Origin of the sequence: Xanthomonas sp. WHRI 8932A, assembly GCF_035012785.1 — a bacterium.
Lineage (GTDB): Bacteria > Pseudomonadota > Gammaproteobacteria > Xanthomonadales > Xanthomonadaceae > Xanthomonas.
This window is the reverse complement of sequence record NZ_JAYGQQ010000008.1, coordinates 179,302-194,763: the sequence shown is the minus strand read 5'-3', so window position 1 is coordinate 194,763 and position 15,462 is coordinate 179,302. Positions and strand designations below refer to the sequence as shown.

11 protein-coding genes and 1 other RNA gene are annotated in these 15,462 nt (G+C 65.2%); 6 read left to right on the top strand and 6 right to left on the bottom strand.

What is annotated here, in order from left to right:
• Positions 1-289 precede the first annotated feature (289 nt).
• Both hemB and VC212_RS14590 read right to left on the bottom strand, forming a co-directional pair.
• Positions 290-1,279 (bottom strand): porphobilinogen synthase, encoded by a 990-nt coding sequence (hemB, locus tag VC212_RS14595; protein ID WP_323526195.1) that lies wholly within the window; start codon positions 1,277-1,279, stop codon positions 290-292.
• Positions 1,280-1,499: 220 nt separating this feature from the next.
• Positions 1,500-1,742 (bottom strand): hypothetical protein, encoded by a 243-nt coding sequence (locus VC212_RS14590; RefSeq protein WP_193589340.1) that lies wholly within the window; start codon positions 1,740-1,742, stop codon positions 1,500-1,502.
• A 213-nt stretch (positions 1,743-1,955) separates the two neighbouring features.
• Here VC212_RS14590 and VC212_RS14585 point away from each other — a divergent pair.
• Positions 1,956-2,031: non-coding RNA, sX9 sRNA (locus tag VC212_RS14585), on the top strand.
• A 59-nt stretch (positions 2,032-2,090) separates the two neighbouring features.
• Positions 2,091-2,546, top strand: coding sequence for a hypothetical protein (locus VC212_RS14580; protein ID WP_323526194.1), 456 nt, complete (start codon positions 2,091-2,093; stop codon positions 2,544-2,546).
• A 76-nt stretch (positions 2,547-2,622) separates the two neighbouring features.
• Here VC212_RS14580 and VC212_RS14575 read toward each other — a convergent pair whose 3' ends face one another.
• The 4 genes from VC212_RS14575 to VC212_RS14560 all read right to left on the bottom strand — a co-directional run bounded on the left by VC212_RS14575 (position 2,623) and on the right by VC212_RS14560 (position 8,494).
• On the bottom strand, positions 2,623-4,413 hold the full coding sequence (locus VC212_RS14575) for a DUF885 domain-containing protein (protein ID WP_323526193.1): 1,791 nt from the start codon (positions 4,411-4,413) through the stop codon (positions 2,623-2,625).
• A gap of 68 nt (positions 4,414-4,481) precedes the next feature.
• On the bottom strand, positions 4,482-4,955 hold the full coding sequence (locus tag VC212_RS14570) for a cytochrome c oxidase assembly factor Coa1 family protein (protein WP_323526192.1): 474 nt from the start codon (positions 4,953-4,955) through the stop codon (positions 4,482-4,484).
• A 63-nt stretch (positions 4,956-5,018) separates the two neighbouring features.
• The gene (locus VC212_RS14565; RefSeq protein WP_323526191.1) at positions 5,019-7,256 is read right to left on the bottom strand and encodes a S9 family peptidase; all 2,238 of its coding nucleotides are present in this window, start codon (positions 7,254-7,256) and stop codon (positions 5,019-5,021) included.
• A 548-nt stretch (positions 7,257-7,804) separates the two neighbouring features.
• Positions 7,805-8,494 carry a glutathione binding-like protein gene (locus VC212_RS14560; RefSeq protein ID WP_115514187.1) on the bottom strand — a complete coding sequence of 230 codons (690 nt, stop codon included), beginning with the start codon at positions 8,492-8,494 and terminating at the stop codon, positions 7,805-7,807.
• Positions 8,495-8,895: 401 nt separating this feature from the next.
• Here VC212_RS14560 and VC212_RS14555 point away from each other — a divergent pair, with 401 nt between their 5' ends.
• From VC212_RS14555 to VC212_RS14540, 4 genes are all read left to right on the top strand, one after another.
• A complete protein-coding gene (locus VC212_RS14555) occupies positions 8,896-11,910 on the top strand; it encodes a TonB-dependent receptor (RefSeq protein ID WP_115554857.1) in 3,015 nt (1,004 codons plus the stop codon).
• 152 nt (positions 11,911-12,062) lie between these two features.
• Complete coding sequence (locus VC212_RS14550) at positions 12,063-12,764, top strand: SapC family protein (protein WP_055847138.1); 702 nt, start codon at positions 12,063-12,065, stop codon at positions 12,762-12,764.
• Complete coding sequence (locus VC212_RS14545; protein WP_323526190.1) at positions 12,754-13,767, top strand: cupin-like domain-containing protein; 1,014 nt, start codon at positions 12,754-12,756, stop codon at positions 13,765-13,767. The genes VC212_RS14550 and VC212_RS14545 overlap by 11 nt, the downstream gene beginning before the upstream one ends.
• 10 nt (positions 13,768-13,777) lie before the next feature.
• Positions 13,778-15,343: a tryptophan halogenase family protein gene (locus VC212_RS14540; protein WP_323526188.1), complete on the top strand. Its 1,566-nt coding sequence runs from the start codon at positions 13,778-13,780 to the stop codon at positions 15,341-15,343.
• The last annotated feature ends 119 nt before the right edge of the window (positions 15,344-15,462 follow it).

The window sequence follows — 15,462 nt, the reverse complement described above, 5'->3', positions numbered from 1 at the left end:
GTGGTCTCGTAGGCGGTCTGCCCGATGACGGCTCCTGCGCATCTGGATCAATGCTTAGTTGTCGGCCTGTGTTGTCAGGCCGGCGCCGTGCCAGGTGCGGGAGGTTGATCGCATGGCATCAGATCAAATCGCTGCGGCGCGAAGCAGGCCGGCCGTACCGGTCCGTGCAAACACGCGGAAGATCCGACCGAAACGATCGACGGCCTACTTCACTACATCGCATCCACCTGCAGCGGCATCCATGAAGATGCCGCCACAGCGCCGCTCCACGCAGCACGTCTGGACGCGCTCAGCCTTCGCGCAACCAGCGCGCCACTTGCGGCGCGAAATACGTCAGCACGCCATCGGCGCCGGCGCGCTTGAAAGCCATCAGCGCTTCCAGCACGCAGCGGCGTTCGTCCAGCCAGCCGTTGGCGGCGGCCGCCTTGAGCATCGCGTACTCGCCGCTGACCTGATACGCAAAGGTCGGCACGCGAAATTCTTCCTTCACCCGGCGCACCACATCCAGGTACGGCATGCCCGGCTTGACCATCACCATGTCCGCGCCTTCTTGCAGGTCCAGCGCGATCTCGCGCATGGCCTCGTCGCTGTTGGCCGGGTCCATCTGATAGGTGGTCTTGTCGGCCTTGCCCAGGTTGCCGGCGCTGCCCACCGCATCGCGGAACGGGCCGTAGAACGCCGAGGCGTACTTGGCCGAATACGCCATGATGCGTACGTTGAGATGGTCGTCAGCATCGAGCGCGCGGCGGATCGCGCCGATGCGGCCATCCATCATGTCCGAGGGCGAAATGATGTCCACCCCGGCCTGCGCATGCGACAGCGATTGCTTGACCAGCGCCTCGACGGTGATCTCGTTGAGCACATAGCCGGTGTGATCGATGATGCCGTCCTGGCCGTGCGTGGTGTACGGGTCCAGCGCCACGTCGGTCATGATCCCCAGCTCCGGGAAGCGCGATTTGAGCGCACGCACCGCACGCTGCGCCAGGCCGTCCGGGTTCCAGGCTTCGGCGGCATCCAGGCTCTTGCCCGCCGGGTCGATCACCGGGAACAGATCGATCACCGGGATGCCCAGTTCCAGCGCGTTTTCCGCTTCGCGCAGCAGCTCGTCCAGCGACAGCCGCTCCACGCCCGGCATCGAGGCGATGGGCGCGCGGCCGGACAATTCATGCACGAACACCGGCCAGATCAGGTCATCGGTGGTCAGCGTGTTTTCGCGCATCAACCGACGCGAAAACGCATCGTGACGCATGCGACGGGGGCGATAGTGCGGATGGGCCATGACACGGCTCCTTGAGATAGCGCGTCAGTTTACGCCCGCCATTGCGTGCGGGACGCGCTGCGACGCAGTGTCGCAGCACTGCAACGGCACGGCAGGCCGCGATCGGCCTGGCCTATCTGCAGGTCGGGCAGCGCTTCCAAGGCTGGGATGCAAGCCCTGCCCGATACGGGCGTCGACACACGCCGACGCGCATGTGCCTCGCCGCCTTGTCGAAAGCGGCCTAGATCACCCCGCCACCCAGGCTCAGGCGGATCACTCCAACCACGATCACCAGAGCGTTGAGCAGCAAGCCGGTCTTGGCCCGGCCGCGGTTGCCGGCCGAGGTGAACAACAGCGCAATCGCCGCGATCAGCGCACCCACTGCCGCGAACGGAATCAGGAACCAGTTGCCCCATCCCAGCAACGGGATGAAGGCCAGCACCATCCACAGCAACGCCACAATGCCCCAGAGCAGGCTGATCAATCCCACGTGCCACCTCGTCCATCAAAGAAAGGCCGAGCTTAACGGGGCGGCTGCCAAGACGCCGTGGGCGGGTGGTCACCCTGACCAATGGCGGCTTGGCGGTAGCCTCACATGGGCGTGGCTAGGGTGCGACGAGGCACGGAGCGATCCAGTGCGACTGACAAACCCATTGGGCAGCCGCCGCCAGGTGCCGCGGCGGGTGCTCGGTGCGGACTGGACCACTCTTACACCGTGGCTCCTACGCGTCGCCAGCACCCATCTGACGGCGGTTTGTTACCTCGTGTTAGCCACTCTTCAGTCCGGGCGCCGGATCATCGCCGTCATCACCAACATTCAGGGGGCCACATCATGAACAGGCATTTCGTCGTCGGCGCTGCACTGGCCCTGCTGCTGGCCGGCTGCGCCAGCAGCTCCAAGGTGATGCTCGGCCAGGCGCGCGCGCCGATCGACCCCACCCAGGTGCAGGTCTATTCGCACGCACCGGTCGGCTCGATGGAGATCGCCCAGCTCGAATCCACCAGCGCCGCCGGCTTCGGCACCCAGGGCCAGACCGATGCCGCCTTGCAACGGCTCAAACGCGAAGCCGCCAAGCTCGGAGCCAACGGCGTGGTCATCGTCGGCGTCGGCTCCGAGCGCTCCGGCGGCGGCCTGTCGGTCGGCGGCGGCAGCTACGGCGGCCGCGTCGGCGGCGGTTTGGGGATCGGCATTCCGACCACGCAAAAGCGCGCGGCCGGGATGGCGATCTGGGTGCCTGCGGGGGCGGAAACCGGCGCCATGCCGGACGCACCACCTCCAGCGCGCTAACCGTCCAACGGCTTTAAACAACGCAGGCATGAGGCGGCTGACGACCGCTGCCGCATGCCAGTGTTGCGCCGTGTGCTCAGCGCTTGTTCTGCTGCGCCGGAACGAACTGCGTCTCCACTGCCTTGGCCAGCTGGTCCGGCGGGAGCAGGCCCTGGTCCAGCAGGAAGTTGTTGAAGGCCAGGCGGTCGAACTTTTTGCCTAGCGCCAGTTCGGTGCGCATGCGCAGTTCGAGGATGCGGGTGTAGCCGTAGAAGTAACTGCCGGCCTGGCCGGGGGCGCGGACGGTGTAGCGGTCCAGTTCCTGGCGGGTCATCGCCGGCGAAAGGCCGACGTCGTCTTCCAGTACCTGGCGGGCGCGTTCGCGGTCGATCAGGCCCAGGTTGAGCATGGGGTCGAGCATGGCGCGGGCGGCGCGCAGCAGGCGGAACTGCAGGGCGATCAGCTGCCCGTCGAGCGGCTCGTACGGGACCATTTCAGCTTCGGCATACAACGCCCAGCCTTCGACGTTGACCGAGTTGAACGCGAACATGCTGCGCGCCAGCGAGACGCCGCGTTCGACCATGGCGGTGAACTGCAGTTCGTGGCCAGGGCGACCTTCGTGCGCGCTGAGCGTCCAGGCGGCCGAGCCGAAGTTGAAGTCGTCGTACTGCTCCTTCTTGGCGCCGTCGGCGGCCGGGTTGCCCAACGGCAGCACGAACTGGCCTTGCTGGCCGGTATTGCCGATCAGCGGTGCCGGCAGGAAGTGCGGTGCCGGTTGCGCAGCGCTTTCGGCGGCACTGCCCAGGCGCATCTGCATCGGGCGGTTGGGCACATCGACGATGCGCTGCTGACGGATGATCGGGTCGATCTGGTCGATCACGCCGCGGTAGTAGGTTTCCAGCTGGTCGTCGGCGATGGTGTTGCCCTTGAGCGCGCGGATCACCTGCACATAGTCGTTACCCTGCACGCCCTTGGCCTTGGCCACCAGCGGCGCCAGCTGGCGCATGGCCGAGCGCGTTTCCATGAATTCCAGCTGCGCGCGCTGGATCAGCACTTGAGGGGCGATATCGATGCCGACCTGCTTGAGCTGAAACGCATACAGCGGCTCGGGCAGACGGGTGTCCTTGCGCGCCTTCGGCAGCACGGTGGTGCGGGTCCAGCTGGCGTAATCCTTGAGCTGGGTAGACATGGCCTTGAGCGCTTCGTCGGTGCCAGCGATCTTGTACTTGGCGAACAACTCGCCGATGCCTGCGATGTAGGTGTCCACGTTGGCCAGCGCCTGTTCCACTTCGCGCTGGGTGGGCTGCAGCAACGCCTTGTTGCTCAGCTTTTCCTCGTAGCGCTGGCGCGCTAGCGTGGTGGTGGGCGTGCTCCCTGGCACCAGGCCGACATAACGCTTGAGGCGGTCCAGCGCCTTGGCGCGGCGCTCGGGCACGGTCTGGTCGGACAGCAGACCGTTGAGACCACTGAAGACCGCCTCAGGCGCGTCGCTCCAGGGCAACAGATAACGCTCGTTGAGCTCGCTGCCTTCGATGTTCTGCTCGGCAGCGCCGATCATGATCTGCAGGTCCTGGCGCACATTGGCATCGCGCTCGGTGGCGAGCTTGGTTTGCAGCGTGGCGCGCGCCTTGCGCATGGCATCGCGATAACGCGCGGCGTTGTCCGGCCCCAGGTCGACAACTTGATCGTCGTAGCCGGGCACACCGAAGAAGCTGGCGTATTCGGGCTGGAACGGCGCCTGCGCGTTGAGCAGGATCTGCGCATATCCGTTACTGGTCTGCACCCAGGCCGGGCTGGCGGGTTGTGTGGGCGCGGCCTTGCCGGTCTGTGCCTGCAACGGCAACGAAGAACCGAGCGCCAGCGCAACGGCGAGAACGAGTGGCTTCATGAGGCAGATCCGCGAATTGAGTAGCGCGACCCTACGCATCTGCGAAGGCGGCGGCAATCCGCCTTAGGTCATGGCATGCGGGGCTGCGGCTGCGCAGACGTCGCTGGCGACAGGTTGATCGGGTCGCCGTGTGGACCGGCAAACGTCAGGGTCTGGTAGGTCCAACGGCCGTGGCTGCGCGTGGCATCCACTTGCACGCTGCCGCTACCGCGCGGCCCGTGCAGGCCCACGCTGAAATGCGCCTCGCCGATGTCGCCGACATAACTGATGCTGCCATCGGGCAGAAACGCTTCGGTAATGGGGGTGCCCAGGGTCTGCACGATATGCGTGTCGGCCTTGGCGATGCGCAGCGCGTCGCGGTACACATCGCTGGATTTCACTGCCGCAGTAATCACGTAGATCAACGCGCCGATCACCAATGCCAGCAGCAGGAATAGCGCCACGCCGATGCCGGGAACGACCCACTTCCAATGCCGGCTCCAGAACTCGACAGAGCGCAAACGATGCGGCGATGCAACGGGAATGGGGGGCGGCAGCGACATGGCACTCTGTGTGCGAACGCAAGGGAAACCGACAGGCGATACGTCTAACGCAGCGGCAGCCGTCTACTGCTGTGACGGCATCAGGCAGCGCTGCAAAAACGCCTCGGCGGTCTTGTAACGGTGCAATGCATTTCTGCCGGATAGCCCGTGCTTTGCGCCTGGATACGTCATCAACTCGAACGGCGTACCGCGCTGCTGCAGCTCGCTCATCAAGGCGGTGGAATTGGTGAACAGCACATTGTCGTCGGCCATGCCGTGGATCAGCAGCAGCTTGGCGTGCAGGCCATCCAGATGGGTGGCGACGCGCGCGTTGCGATAGCCATCGGCGTTGCCGGCCGGCAGGTCCATGTAACGCTCGGTGTAGTGGGTGTCGTACAGACCCCAATCGGTCACCGGTGCGCCGGCCACGCCGCAGACATAGGCGTCGCTGTGTTTGGCCAGCAGCAACAGCGTCATGTAGCCGCCGTTGGACCAGCCCTGCACGCCGATGCGCGCCGGATCCACCCAGCGCTGGGTCTTGAGCCAGGCCACGCCTTGCAGCTGGTCGTCCACTTCCACCGTGCCCTGCTTGCCGTACAGCGCGCCACCGAAGTCGCGGCCGCGTCGCGGGGTGCCGCGGTTATCCAGCGAAAACACCATGTAGCCGCGCTGCGCAAGATATTGATCGAACAACGCATCGCCACGGCTGGGCCACGCATCGAGCACGGTTTGTGCAGCGGGGCCGCCATAGACATAGACGATGACCGGGTAACGCTTGCTCGCATCGAAGTTGTCCGGCTTGGTCAGTCGGTAGTGCAGTGGTGTCTTGCCATCGGCGGCGGTGAGCGTACCGAAATCGATCGGGCGCTGCGCGTCGCGGTACCTGGCATACGGATGGTGCGGATCAGCCAACTCGTTCTTGAGCAAGGTGGCGATTTTTTCGCCATTGGCACGAAACAGCTCGATCTGCGGCGGTGTCGTGGTGTTGGACCAGGTGTCGACATACACGCTGGCGTTGTTGGCGAAGCTGGCCGCATGCGTGCCATTGGATGTCGAGCGTTTTTCGATGGCGCCGCCGGCCAGCGGCACTGCGTAGAGCTGGGTCTGCGTGGGCGAGTCCTTGCTGCCGGCGAAGTACACCAGGCCGGCCTGCTCGTCGACGGCCAGCAGCGCGTCTACCACCCAGGCGCCGGACGTCAGCGGCGTGAGCGTGGCGCCGTCTTCGGAGGCGAGGTACAGATGTTCGTAGCCAGTGCGCTCGGAATTCCAGACAAAGCGGCCGTCCTTGAGAAAACGCAGATCGTTGGTGAGTGGCACCCAGGTCGGCGAGCTCTCGGTGATCAGCGTGCGTTGCTTGCCGCTGGCCAGCGTGGTTTCAATCAGCTCGAGCCTTTTTTGATCGCGCGATTGACGCTGAAAGGTCAGCCGCTGCGCATCGCGCCAATCCACACGTGCCAGGTAGATGTCCGGCTGCTTGCCCAGATCGATCCACGTCGGTACGGCGGCGGCGCGCGGTGCGATCACGCCCAGCTGCACGGCGACGTTCGGTTGCCCGGCCTGCGGGTAGCGCTGACTGATCACCTCGGTGTGGTCGGCATAGACCTCCGGACGTTTTTGCACCGGCACCTGCGCTTCGTCGATGCGCGCGAAGGCGATCGCCGAATCGTCCGGCGCCCACCAGTAACCGGTGTGGCGATCCATTTCTTCGTCGGCAACGAATTCGGCCACGCCGTTGCCGATGGTCTCGCTGCCGTCGCGGGTGAGCTGCAGCTGCTTGCCGCTGGCCAGGTCGATCACCCACAGGTTGCGCTCGCGCACGAAGCTGACAAAACCGCCCTTGGGCGAGAGCTTGGCGTCGGTGGCGAAGCCTTCGCCGTGGGTCAGCTGGCGCACTGCGGCGGCGCCGGTCTTGTGCAGGTCGTACAGATACAACTCGCCCCCCAGCGGGAACAACAACGCCTGCGCATCCGGCGCCCATTGGTAATCGACGATGCCGGTGAGCGCGGCGATGCGTTGGCGCTCGCGGCGGGCCTTTTCCACATCGCTGAGCGTTTCGGTGCCGGGCAACACCACTTTGGAGTCGACCAGCAGCCGGGTCTGGCGGCTAGCGATGTCGTATTCCCACAGATCCAGCTGGTTGCGGTCGCTGTCCTTGCCGCGCAGGAAGGTCACGCGTGAGCCGTCCGGGGCCACCTTGGGCTTGAGCAATGTCGGCCCCGACAGCGGCAACGGGCCGGTGATGGCCTCCAGGGTGAGTTTTTCGGCGTGGGCCATGGGGACGGTGCTGAGCATGAGGGCAAGGGCGGCGAACAGGGCGCGCATCGAAGATCCTGTCTGAAGACAGCGCACAGGATGCGGGCACCTGGGGTGTTTGAGAAGCGTGGCGATGGTGTGTGCTCGCCACGGGATGGTGCGCGCGTGGGTGGGTGCGTGTACTGCAGGGCTGTGCTGGGGGGTGTGGTCGTTCTGCTTTGGGCGAGCAGAAGTGCGTTTGAGCTGGCGGTTGCAGTTGGCGCGCTGCGGAGGGTGCATGCGCATTGCATGCGAAGCAGATTGCGGGGCGCGGTAGGTCTGATGCTACTTGCGTACCCTCACCCCAACCCCTCTCCCGGGGGGAGAGGGGCTCGATCAGCCGCGTTCGATTTGTCGCGTGCGGTTGATGTGCGCGAGTGCCGCTGCTAACTCTTTGCTGCTGCTCGCTGTTGCTAGTTTCTCTTGCTGGTTGCTCTTGCTGGTTGCTCTTGCTGGTTGCTGTTTTTGCTTGCTGATTCTGCTTGCTGATGCTGCTTGCGTTTGTTGTTGCTGCGCAGTTTCAGCAGTCGCCGCGATCGCCGCGTGTACTGCTGCGCGAACGCTCCTACTGCGTTGCCTCAGCGCTTGCCGAACAGGTGCTTGCGCTCTTCGTCGCTGAGCGGCTTGCCGGCATTGGGGTTGACCTGCTCCTTGAGCGCATACGCACGCTGGGTGGCCGGGCGGGCGGCGATGGCGGTGTGCCAGCGGTGCAGATTGGGAAACGCTTCGAAGTCGGGCTTGAGGTCGCCATACACCTGCAGCCAGGGGTAGCTGGCCATGTCGGCGATGCCGTAATCGTTGCCGGCCAAAAACGCATGCTCGGCCAGGCGCTTGTCGAGCACGCCATGTAGGCGACGTACTTCGGCGTTGTAGCGGTCGATGGCGTAGGCAATCTTTTCGGGTGCGTAGACGTTGAAGTGGCCCATCTGGCCGGTCATCGGGCCCAGCCCGCCCATCTGCCAGAACAACCACTCCAGTGCGGCGATGCGGCCGCGGGCGTCGCGCGGCAAGAAGCGGCCGGTCTTTTCGGCCAGATACAGCAGGATCGCGCCGGACTCGAACACCGCCTGCGGCGCGCCGCCATCCGCCGGGGCATGGTCGACGATGGCCGGCATCTTGTTGTTGGGCGAAATCTTCAAGAATGCCGGCTCGAACTGGTCGCCCTTGCCGATGTTGACCGGCTTGAGCGTGTAGTCCAGCCCGGCCTCTTCCAGGAACAAGGTGACTTTGTGGCCGTTGGGGGTGGGCCAGTAGTACAGATCGATCATTGGTTCGCTCCGGTGCGTAAAGGGTGATCAGCGCGGCTGACGATGGGACCACGGCAGGCAAGTGGTCGGCAGGCCTGCAAGGCGCCGAGGTCGCCACCCGCCCCCGCCATGCCGAACCTACGCGCCAACATCCGCTGCGCCTGGATGTGCGCAGTCGCCACGTCGGTCGCCCTGGGATAGCTGCCACTGTGTCATCGACGCCCGATGGTACGACCAAGCGATCGAGTGCGGCTGCATCAAGCGATGTCCGTATTGGAACGATGTGTGACGCCATTGGCTTGCGGCCGATGCTGCACTGCAAATTGACTTTGTTAAGCCGGCACTAACAAATGCGCGATTGCTGTTCGACCTTTGCCTGTCCCGTTTGGGGCCGGCTTTCTTTGCTTGGGGATGGAATCATCGTGAGAGAGCTACGCACCCTGCCGCGCACGCGGCGCTTGACGTCTGCCTTGTTGTTCGCATTGTCGACGCCGCTGGCCGCGCAAACCGCGCCGGTGCCGCAGTCGGCCTCGACCGTCCCCGGCTCCAGCCAGGCCGACCCTGCCACGCTCGATACCGTGCAGGTCAGCGGTATCCGCGGCAGCCTCACCTCGTCGATGAACGTCAAGCGCGACGCGCAGGGCATCGTCGACGGCATCGTGGCCGAGGACATCGGCAAGTTCCCCGATACCAACCTGGCCGAGTCGCTGCAGCGCATCAGCGGCGTGTCGATCGACCGTTCGCTGGGCGAAGGCTCGCGCGTCACCGTGCGTGGCGTCGGCCCGGACTTCAACCTGGTGCTGTTGAACGGCCGTCAGATGCCGGGCGCCAGCATCGAAGAATCCAATGCCTCCAACTCGCGTGCGTTCGACTTCGCCAACCTGGCGTCCGAGTCGATCTCCGGCATCGAGGTGTTCAAGACCAGCCGCGCCAGCACGCCCACCGGCGGCATCGGTGCCACCATCAACATCAAGACCGCCCGGCCGCTGGACAACCCGGGCATGCATGCCAACGTGGGCCTCAAGGGCGTGCACGATGCGTCCAACGAGAACCTGCCCGGCCGCCTGCAGGGCGATTCGCTGACGCCGGAAATCTCCGGCATCTTCAGCACCACCTCGGCCGATGGACGCTTTGGCGTGTCGCTGAGCGGCAGCTACCAGGAACGCGACTTCGGCTACAGCCAGGTCGGCGTGCCTAACGGCTGGCGCTCGTTCCGTGGCGATTCCACCGCCTACGGCACCATTCCGCAGCCGGGCACGCCGGGCTCGGAGAACATCGTCAACCGCCCCGGCCCGAACGATATCTACTCGGTGCCGCAGAACCTCAACTACCGCGTGGTCGGCGTTGAGCGCCAGCGCACCAACGGCCAGCTGGTGCTGCAGTACAAGCCGCTGGACAACATCACCACCACGCTGGATTACACGTACTCGGAAAACAAGATCCAGCAGCAGCGCAACGAAATGTCGGTGTGGTTCAACTACGGCCCCTCCGCCAGCGCCTGGACCAATGGTCCGGTGGCAGGTCCCATCACCTACTCGGAAATCGTCAACCCGGCTACCAGCGATCTGGCTACCGCTGGCTCCAACGCCGCGACGCGCAACCAGAACAAGTCGCTGGGCTTCAACGTGGATTGGGCAGTGAACGATCAGTTCAAGCTCAACTTCGATATCCACCGCTCCACCGCCGAAGCCGGCGCGGACAGCCCGTACGGGTCGAGCAATTCGCTGGGCGTGTCCGGCTTCTACCGCGGCACCTCGGTGGTGGATTTCAGCAAGGATTTCCCGGTGTTGCAGCAGCAGCTGGGCTTTGGCCTGAACGGGCTTGACCCCTCGCGCACGTTGGTCACCGGCTCGGCGTTCCGCAACAGCTACATGAAGTCGGAGATCGACCAGGCGCAGGTCAACGGCGACTTCACCTTCGAAAATTATTCGCAGTTGAAGTTCGGTATCGGCAGCACCGAAGTGAAGAATCGTTCGGCGTTCTCCAACGTGCAGCGCGATACCTGGGGCGGCAACGGCACCGCGGCTGATTACCCGGACGATCTGTGGATTCCGAGCTCGTTCGCGCAATATTTCGATGCGATCGGCGGCAGCGGCAACCCGGCGCAGTTCAACCAGTTGTTCCTGTTCGACTTCGAGCGTGCACGTCAGGCCGCCGCGCAAGCCGCGGGCGATGACGCGCTGTACCGCATCTCGCCGGTGTTCAACACCGACCGCCGCGTGACTGAAAAATCCAAGAACGCCTACCTGCAGTGGAATAACAGCTGGGACGATCTGCGCGTGCCGATCAGCCTGGCCGCCGGTGTACGTTACGAAGAAACCAAGGTGGACGCGCAGGCGCTGGTGCCGGTGGCGGTCGGCATCGATTGGGTCGCCAACAACGAGTTGCCGATCCGTCTGGCCGACTCGGCCTTCGCCGGCGGCAGCGGCAAGTACGAATACTGGCTGCCCAGCCTGGACCTCAGCTTCAAGCTCACCGATGACCTGGTGCTGCGCGGCAGCTACGGCGAAACCATCGGCCGTCCCGGCTGGGGCGACATCCAGGGCGGGCAGACGCTCAACCAGATCGCACGCCTGGAAGGCGGCACCGGCCAGGAAGGCAACCCCGGCCTGAAGCCGCTGCTCTCGCACAACATCGATGTTTCGCTGGAGTGGTACTACAGCGATGCCAGCTACGCCTCGGTGGGCTTCTTCCGCAAGAACATCGACAACTACATCGGTGTGACCACGCGCAACGACACCGCGCTGGGATTGAACACCCCGGTGGGCGGTGCGTACTGGAACGAAGCGCTGGGCAACGGCTGCGCCTCGGCCGACCTGACCTGCATCCGCAACTACATCTTCCGCAACCGCGGCGGCGCGCCCGGCGTGGTGCGCGGGGCAGACGATGCCAACGGCAACGCCACCGGCGTGATCAGCGGGCAGCCGGGCGACCCGGTGGCCAACTTCGCCATCACCGCGCCGGCCAACCAGCGCTCGGCGTCGCTGGACGGTTGGGAATTCAACCTGCAGCACATGTTCGGCGTCAGCGGTTTCGGCGTGTCGGCCAACTACACCATGGTCGACTCCGGGCTGACCTACAACAACGCGGTGATCGGCGAGCAGTTCGCGCTGGAAGGCCTGAGCGATTCGGCCAACGTGGTCGGCTTCTACGACAAGGACAAGTGGCAGGTGCGTGCGGCCTACAACTGGCGCGACGAATTCCTGGCGGCGCGTTTCGACGGTAGCGGCCAGCCCAACCCGGTCTACACCGAAGCCTATGGCCAGCTGGATCTGAGCATCGGCTACCAGTGGAACGAGAACCTGTCGCTGAGCCTGGAGGCGATCAACCTCACCGACGAAGTGCAGCGTCAGCACGGCCGGCAGAAGAACCAGATCGTCTATGCCACCCAGACCGGCCCGCGCTACATGCTGGGCCTGCGCTACAAGTTCTGGTGATGTAATTGCGGCACCGAGCGTCCCGGCAGCGCGTCTGCCGGGACGCTTGCACGACCTTCCTGCGACAGGTGCAGCACGACAGCGGCACTTGCCGCGCGAGGGGTAACTGACCAAGCATGGGCCACGCGCCCCCGCGTGATGTGGCGACCCCCATGACCAATGCTGTGTTGTTGAACAATCTCGATCACCGCGATCTGCGCGTGATCACCGCCTATGGCGCCGCCTATGGCGATGACGTGATGTCGGCGGCGACGTTTCCGCAGGAATTCCGCCAGCTGCAAGGCCAATACCCGATCGTGTTCCACCGCAACGACAGCGGGCGGTTTCAACCGCTGGCCCTGCTGGGATTACGCCTGGGCGAAAACCTGTTTCTGGATGGCGCGCGCTGGGATGCGCCCTATGTGCCAATGGCGATCCAGCGCCAACCGTTTCTGATCGGCCAGCAACCGGAAGGGCCGATGGTGCACGTGGATCTGGACAGCCCACGCATCAGCACCCAGGACGGCGAGCTGCTGTTCCGCGAACACGGCGGCACCACCGATTTTCTGTATCACATCAGCCAATTGCTGCGCACGCTGCACGATGGGCTGGCGGCGAGCGATGCCTTCGTCGAGCGCCTGCTGCGCTACGAGTTGCTGGAACCGTTCGTGTTCGAAGCGACCCTGGATAACGGCCTGGACTGCCGGCTGGCCGGCCTGCACACCGTGCACGAAGAACGCCTGCGCGCGCTCGGCAAGACGGCGCTGCTGGACCTGCACCGGCATGGCGATCTGGAGCCGCTGTACATGGCAGTGGCCTCGGTCGCGCAATTCCGCCACCTGCTCGAACGCCTGAATCGCCGCCATGCCGGCTGAGCCGCGCGCCATCGACGAACGCCACGGCCTGGATCCGCAACAGCTGGATCCTGCGCTGCTGCGTTCGACCACGCCGCTGGTCCTGCGCGGGCTGGTGCGCAACTGGCCGTTGGCGCAAGCCGGTGCGAGTTCCGCGCAGGCGGCCGCTGCGTACCTGCGTGGATTCGATCGCGGCGAAGCGGTGGTGGCGCAAGTCGGGCCACCGGAGATCGGCGGGCGGTTCTTCTACAACGCGGACATGAGCGGCTTCAACTTCCGCCCCGAGCGCGTGCCGCTGACGGTGGTGCTGGACACCTTGTTGCGCGACCTGCACAACGCGCAGCCGCCGGCGATCTATGTCGGCTCCACCACGCTGGACACCTACCTGCCCGGCCTGCGCGCGGCCAATCCCATCGCGCTACCGCAGGCCGAGCCGCTGGCCAGCATCTGGATCGGCAACCGCACGCGGATCGCCGCCCATCAGGACCTGCCGGACAACCTGGCCTGCGTGGTCGCCGGGCGCCGCCGCTTTACGCTGTTTCCGCCCGAGCAGTTGAGCAATCTGTACATCGGCCCGCTGGATCTGACCCCGGCCGGGCAGCCGGTCAGCCTGGTGGATATCGCCGCGCCGGATCTGCAGCGCTTTCCGCGCTATGCGCAGGCGCTGGAACATGCCGTGGTCGCCGAGCTGGAACCGGGCGATGCGCTGTTCATTCCCAGCATGTGGTGGCACCACGTCCAGGCGCTGGAAAGCTTCAACGTGCTGGTCAATTTCTGGTGGCGGCAAAGCCCGGCCTACATGGATTCGCCGATGAACGCGCTGATGCTGGCGTTACTCACCATGCGCGACCTGCCGCCGGAACAACGCGCCACCTGGCAGGAGGTGTTCCGGCATTACGTGTTCGAAGCCGATGAGAGCACTGCTGCGCATGTGCCCGACGCGGCGCGCGGCGTGCTGGCCCCGATGGACGACAACCGTGCCCGCAGCCTGCGCGCACGCTTGCTGCAACGCTTGAACCGCTGAGGATTGACGCATGTCGTACACCGCCCCCTTGGACCCCCAGCAGCGCCCGGTGCGGCGCGTGGTCATCGCCGGTGGCGGCACCGCCGGCTGGATGGCCGCCGCCGCACTGTCCAAGCTGCTGGGCCGGCAGTTGCAGATCACCCTGGTGGAATCGGATGAAATCGGCACGGTAGGCGTGGGCGAAGCCACCATCCCCAGCCTGGTCACCTTCCACCGCCTGCTGGAGATCGACGAAGCCGCGTTCATGGCCGCCACCCAGGCCACCTTCAAACTCGGCATCGGCTTCGAGCATTGGCGCGATGTGGACAAGCACTACATCCACTCCTTCGGCCACACCGGCACCGATCACTGGAGCGCGGGGTTTCACCACTTCTGGTTGAAAGGCCGCCAGCGCGGTGTGGCACGCGACTTCGGCGACTACTGCCTGGAACTGCGCGCCGCCCAGGAAGGCCGCTTTGCGCATCTGCCCAACAGTGGCATGAACTACGCCTACCACCTGGATGCGGGCCTGTATGCGCGCTTCCTGCGCCGCTTCAGCGAAGGCTTTGGGGTGCAGCGCATCGAAGGGCGCATCGGCGAGGTGCAGACCGACCCGGACAGCGGCTATCTCACTGCGCTGACGCTGCAGGACGGCACGCGCGTGGAAGGCGACCTGTTCATCGATTGCACCGGCTTTGCGGGCTTGCTGATCGGCAAGACGCTGGGCGTGGGCAGCGACGATTGGTCGCGCTGGTTGTTTGCCGACAGCGCGCTGGCGGTGCAGACCGAATCGGTGGGCCCGCCGGTAACCTATACGCGGTCGCGCGCGGATCAATCGGGCTGGATGTGGCGCATTCCGCTGCAGCACCGCGTGGGCAACGGCATCGTGTATTCCAGCCGGTATACCGATCAGGACAGCGCCCGGGCCGTGCTGGAGCGCAATCTGCAGGGACGTGCGCTGACCGAACCGCGGGCGCTGCGCTTCACACCCAATCAGCGCCACCGCGTGTGGGAAAAGAACTGCGTGGCGTTGGGGCTGGCCAGCGGGTTTCTGGAGCCGATCGAGTCGACCAATATCCATCTGATCCAGCGCGGCATCGTCCGCTTGCTGCAGACCTTTCCGCAGACGATCAACGCGGTCGACATCGCCGAATACAACCGCCAGGCGGCCGATGAAATCGCGCATATCCGCGATTTCGTGATCCTGCATTACCACGCCACCGATCGCCGCGACACGCCGTTCTGGCGCGACTGCGCAGCGATGGACATTCCCGACTCGCTACGCCACCGCATGGAGCTGTTTCGCCAGAGCGGGCGCGTGTTCCATCAGGGCAACGAGTTGTTTGCAGAGAACTCCTGGGTGCAGGTGATGCTGGGCCAGGGCATCACCCCGCAGCAGCACCACCCGGTCGCCGACCTGATGGGCGATGCAGAGCTGCGCCATTTTCTGGAGAGCATCCGCCAGCGCGTGGACGCGACCGTGGCCACGTTGCCGCCGCATGCGGACTTCCTGCGTCACCACTGCCCCGCCCCGCCGCTGCCCGACCCGGCCGCCCGCGCGCCGTCCGATGCGGCGCTGGCGGCCCCGGCAGGATGAATTTCGCATCCGGCTGCGGCAACCCTTGGCTTACACCGCCCCAGCAATGCTAGATTGCGGCATTGCCGTCCATTGCGGGAACAATGGCCGGCGCTCGCCGTAGCAACGTTATCTTTCGC

Excerpts from the sequence above, each read along its gene's own strand:
- VC212_RS14565 (WP_323526191.1), bottom strand. The coding sequence starts at position 7,256 with ATGCGCGCCCTGTTCGCCGCCCTTGCCCTCATGCTCAGCACCGTCCCC.
- VC212_RS14540 (WP_323526188.1), top strand. The coding sequence starts at position 13,778 with ATGTCGTACACCGCCCCCTTGGACCCCCAGCAGCGCCCGGTGCGGCGC.
- VC212_RS14575 (WP_323526193.1), bottom strand. The coding sequence starts at position 4,413 with ATGAAGCCACTCGTTCTCGCCGTTGCGCTGGCGCTCGGTTCTTCGTTG.
- hemB (WP_323526195.1), bottom strand. The coding sequence starts at position 1,279 with ATGGCCCATCCGCACTATCGCCCCCGTCGCATGCGTCACGATGCGTTT.
- VC212_RS14570 (WP_323526192.1), bottom strand. The coding sequence starts at position 4,955 with ATGTCGCTGCCGCCCCCCATTCCCGTTGCATCGCCGCATCGTTTGCGC.
- VC212_RS14550 (WP_055847138.1), top strand. The coding sequence starts at position 12,063 with ATGACCAATGCTGTGTTGTTGAACAATCTCGATCACCGCGATCTGCGC.
- VC212_RS14580 (WP_323526194.1), top strand. The coding sequence starts at position 2,091 with ATGAACAGGCATTTCGTCGTCGGCGCTGCACTGGCCCTGCTGCTGGCC.
- VC212_RS14560 (WP_115514187.1), bottom strand. The coding sequence starts at position 8,494 with ATGATCGATCTGTACTACTGGCCCACCCCCAACGGCCACAAAGTCACC.
- VC212_RS14545 (WP_323526190.1), top strand. The coding sequence starts at position 12,754 with ATGCCGGCTGAGCCGCGCGCCATCGACGAACGCCACGGCCTGGATCCG.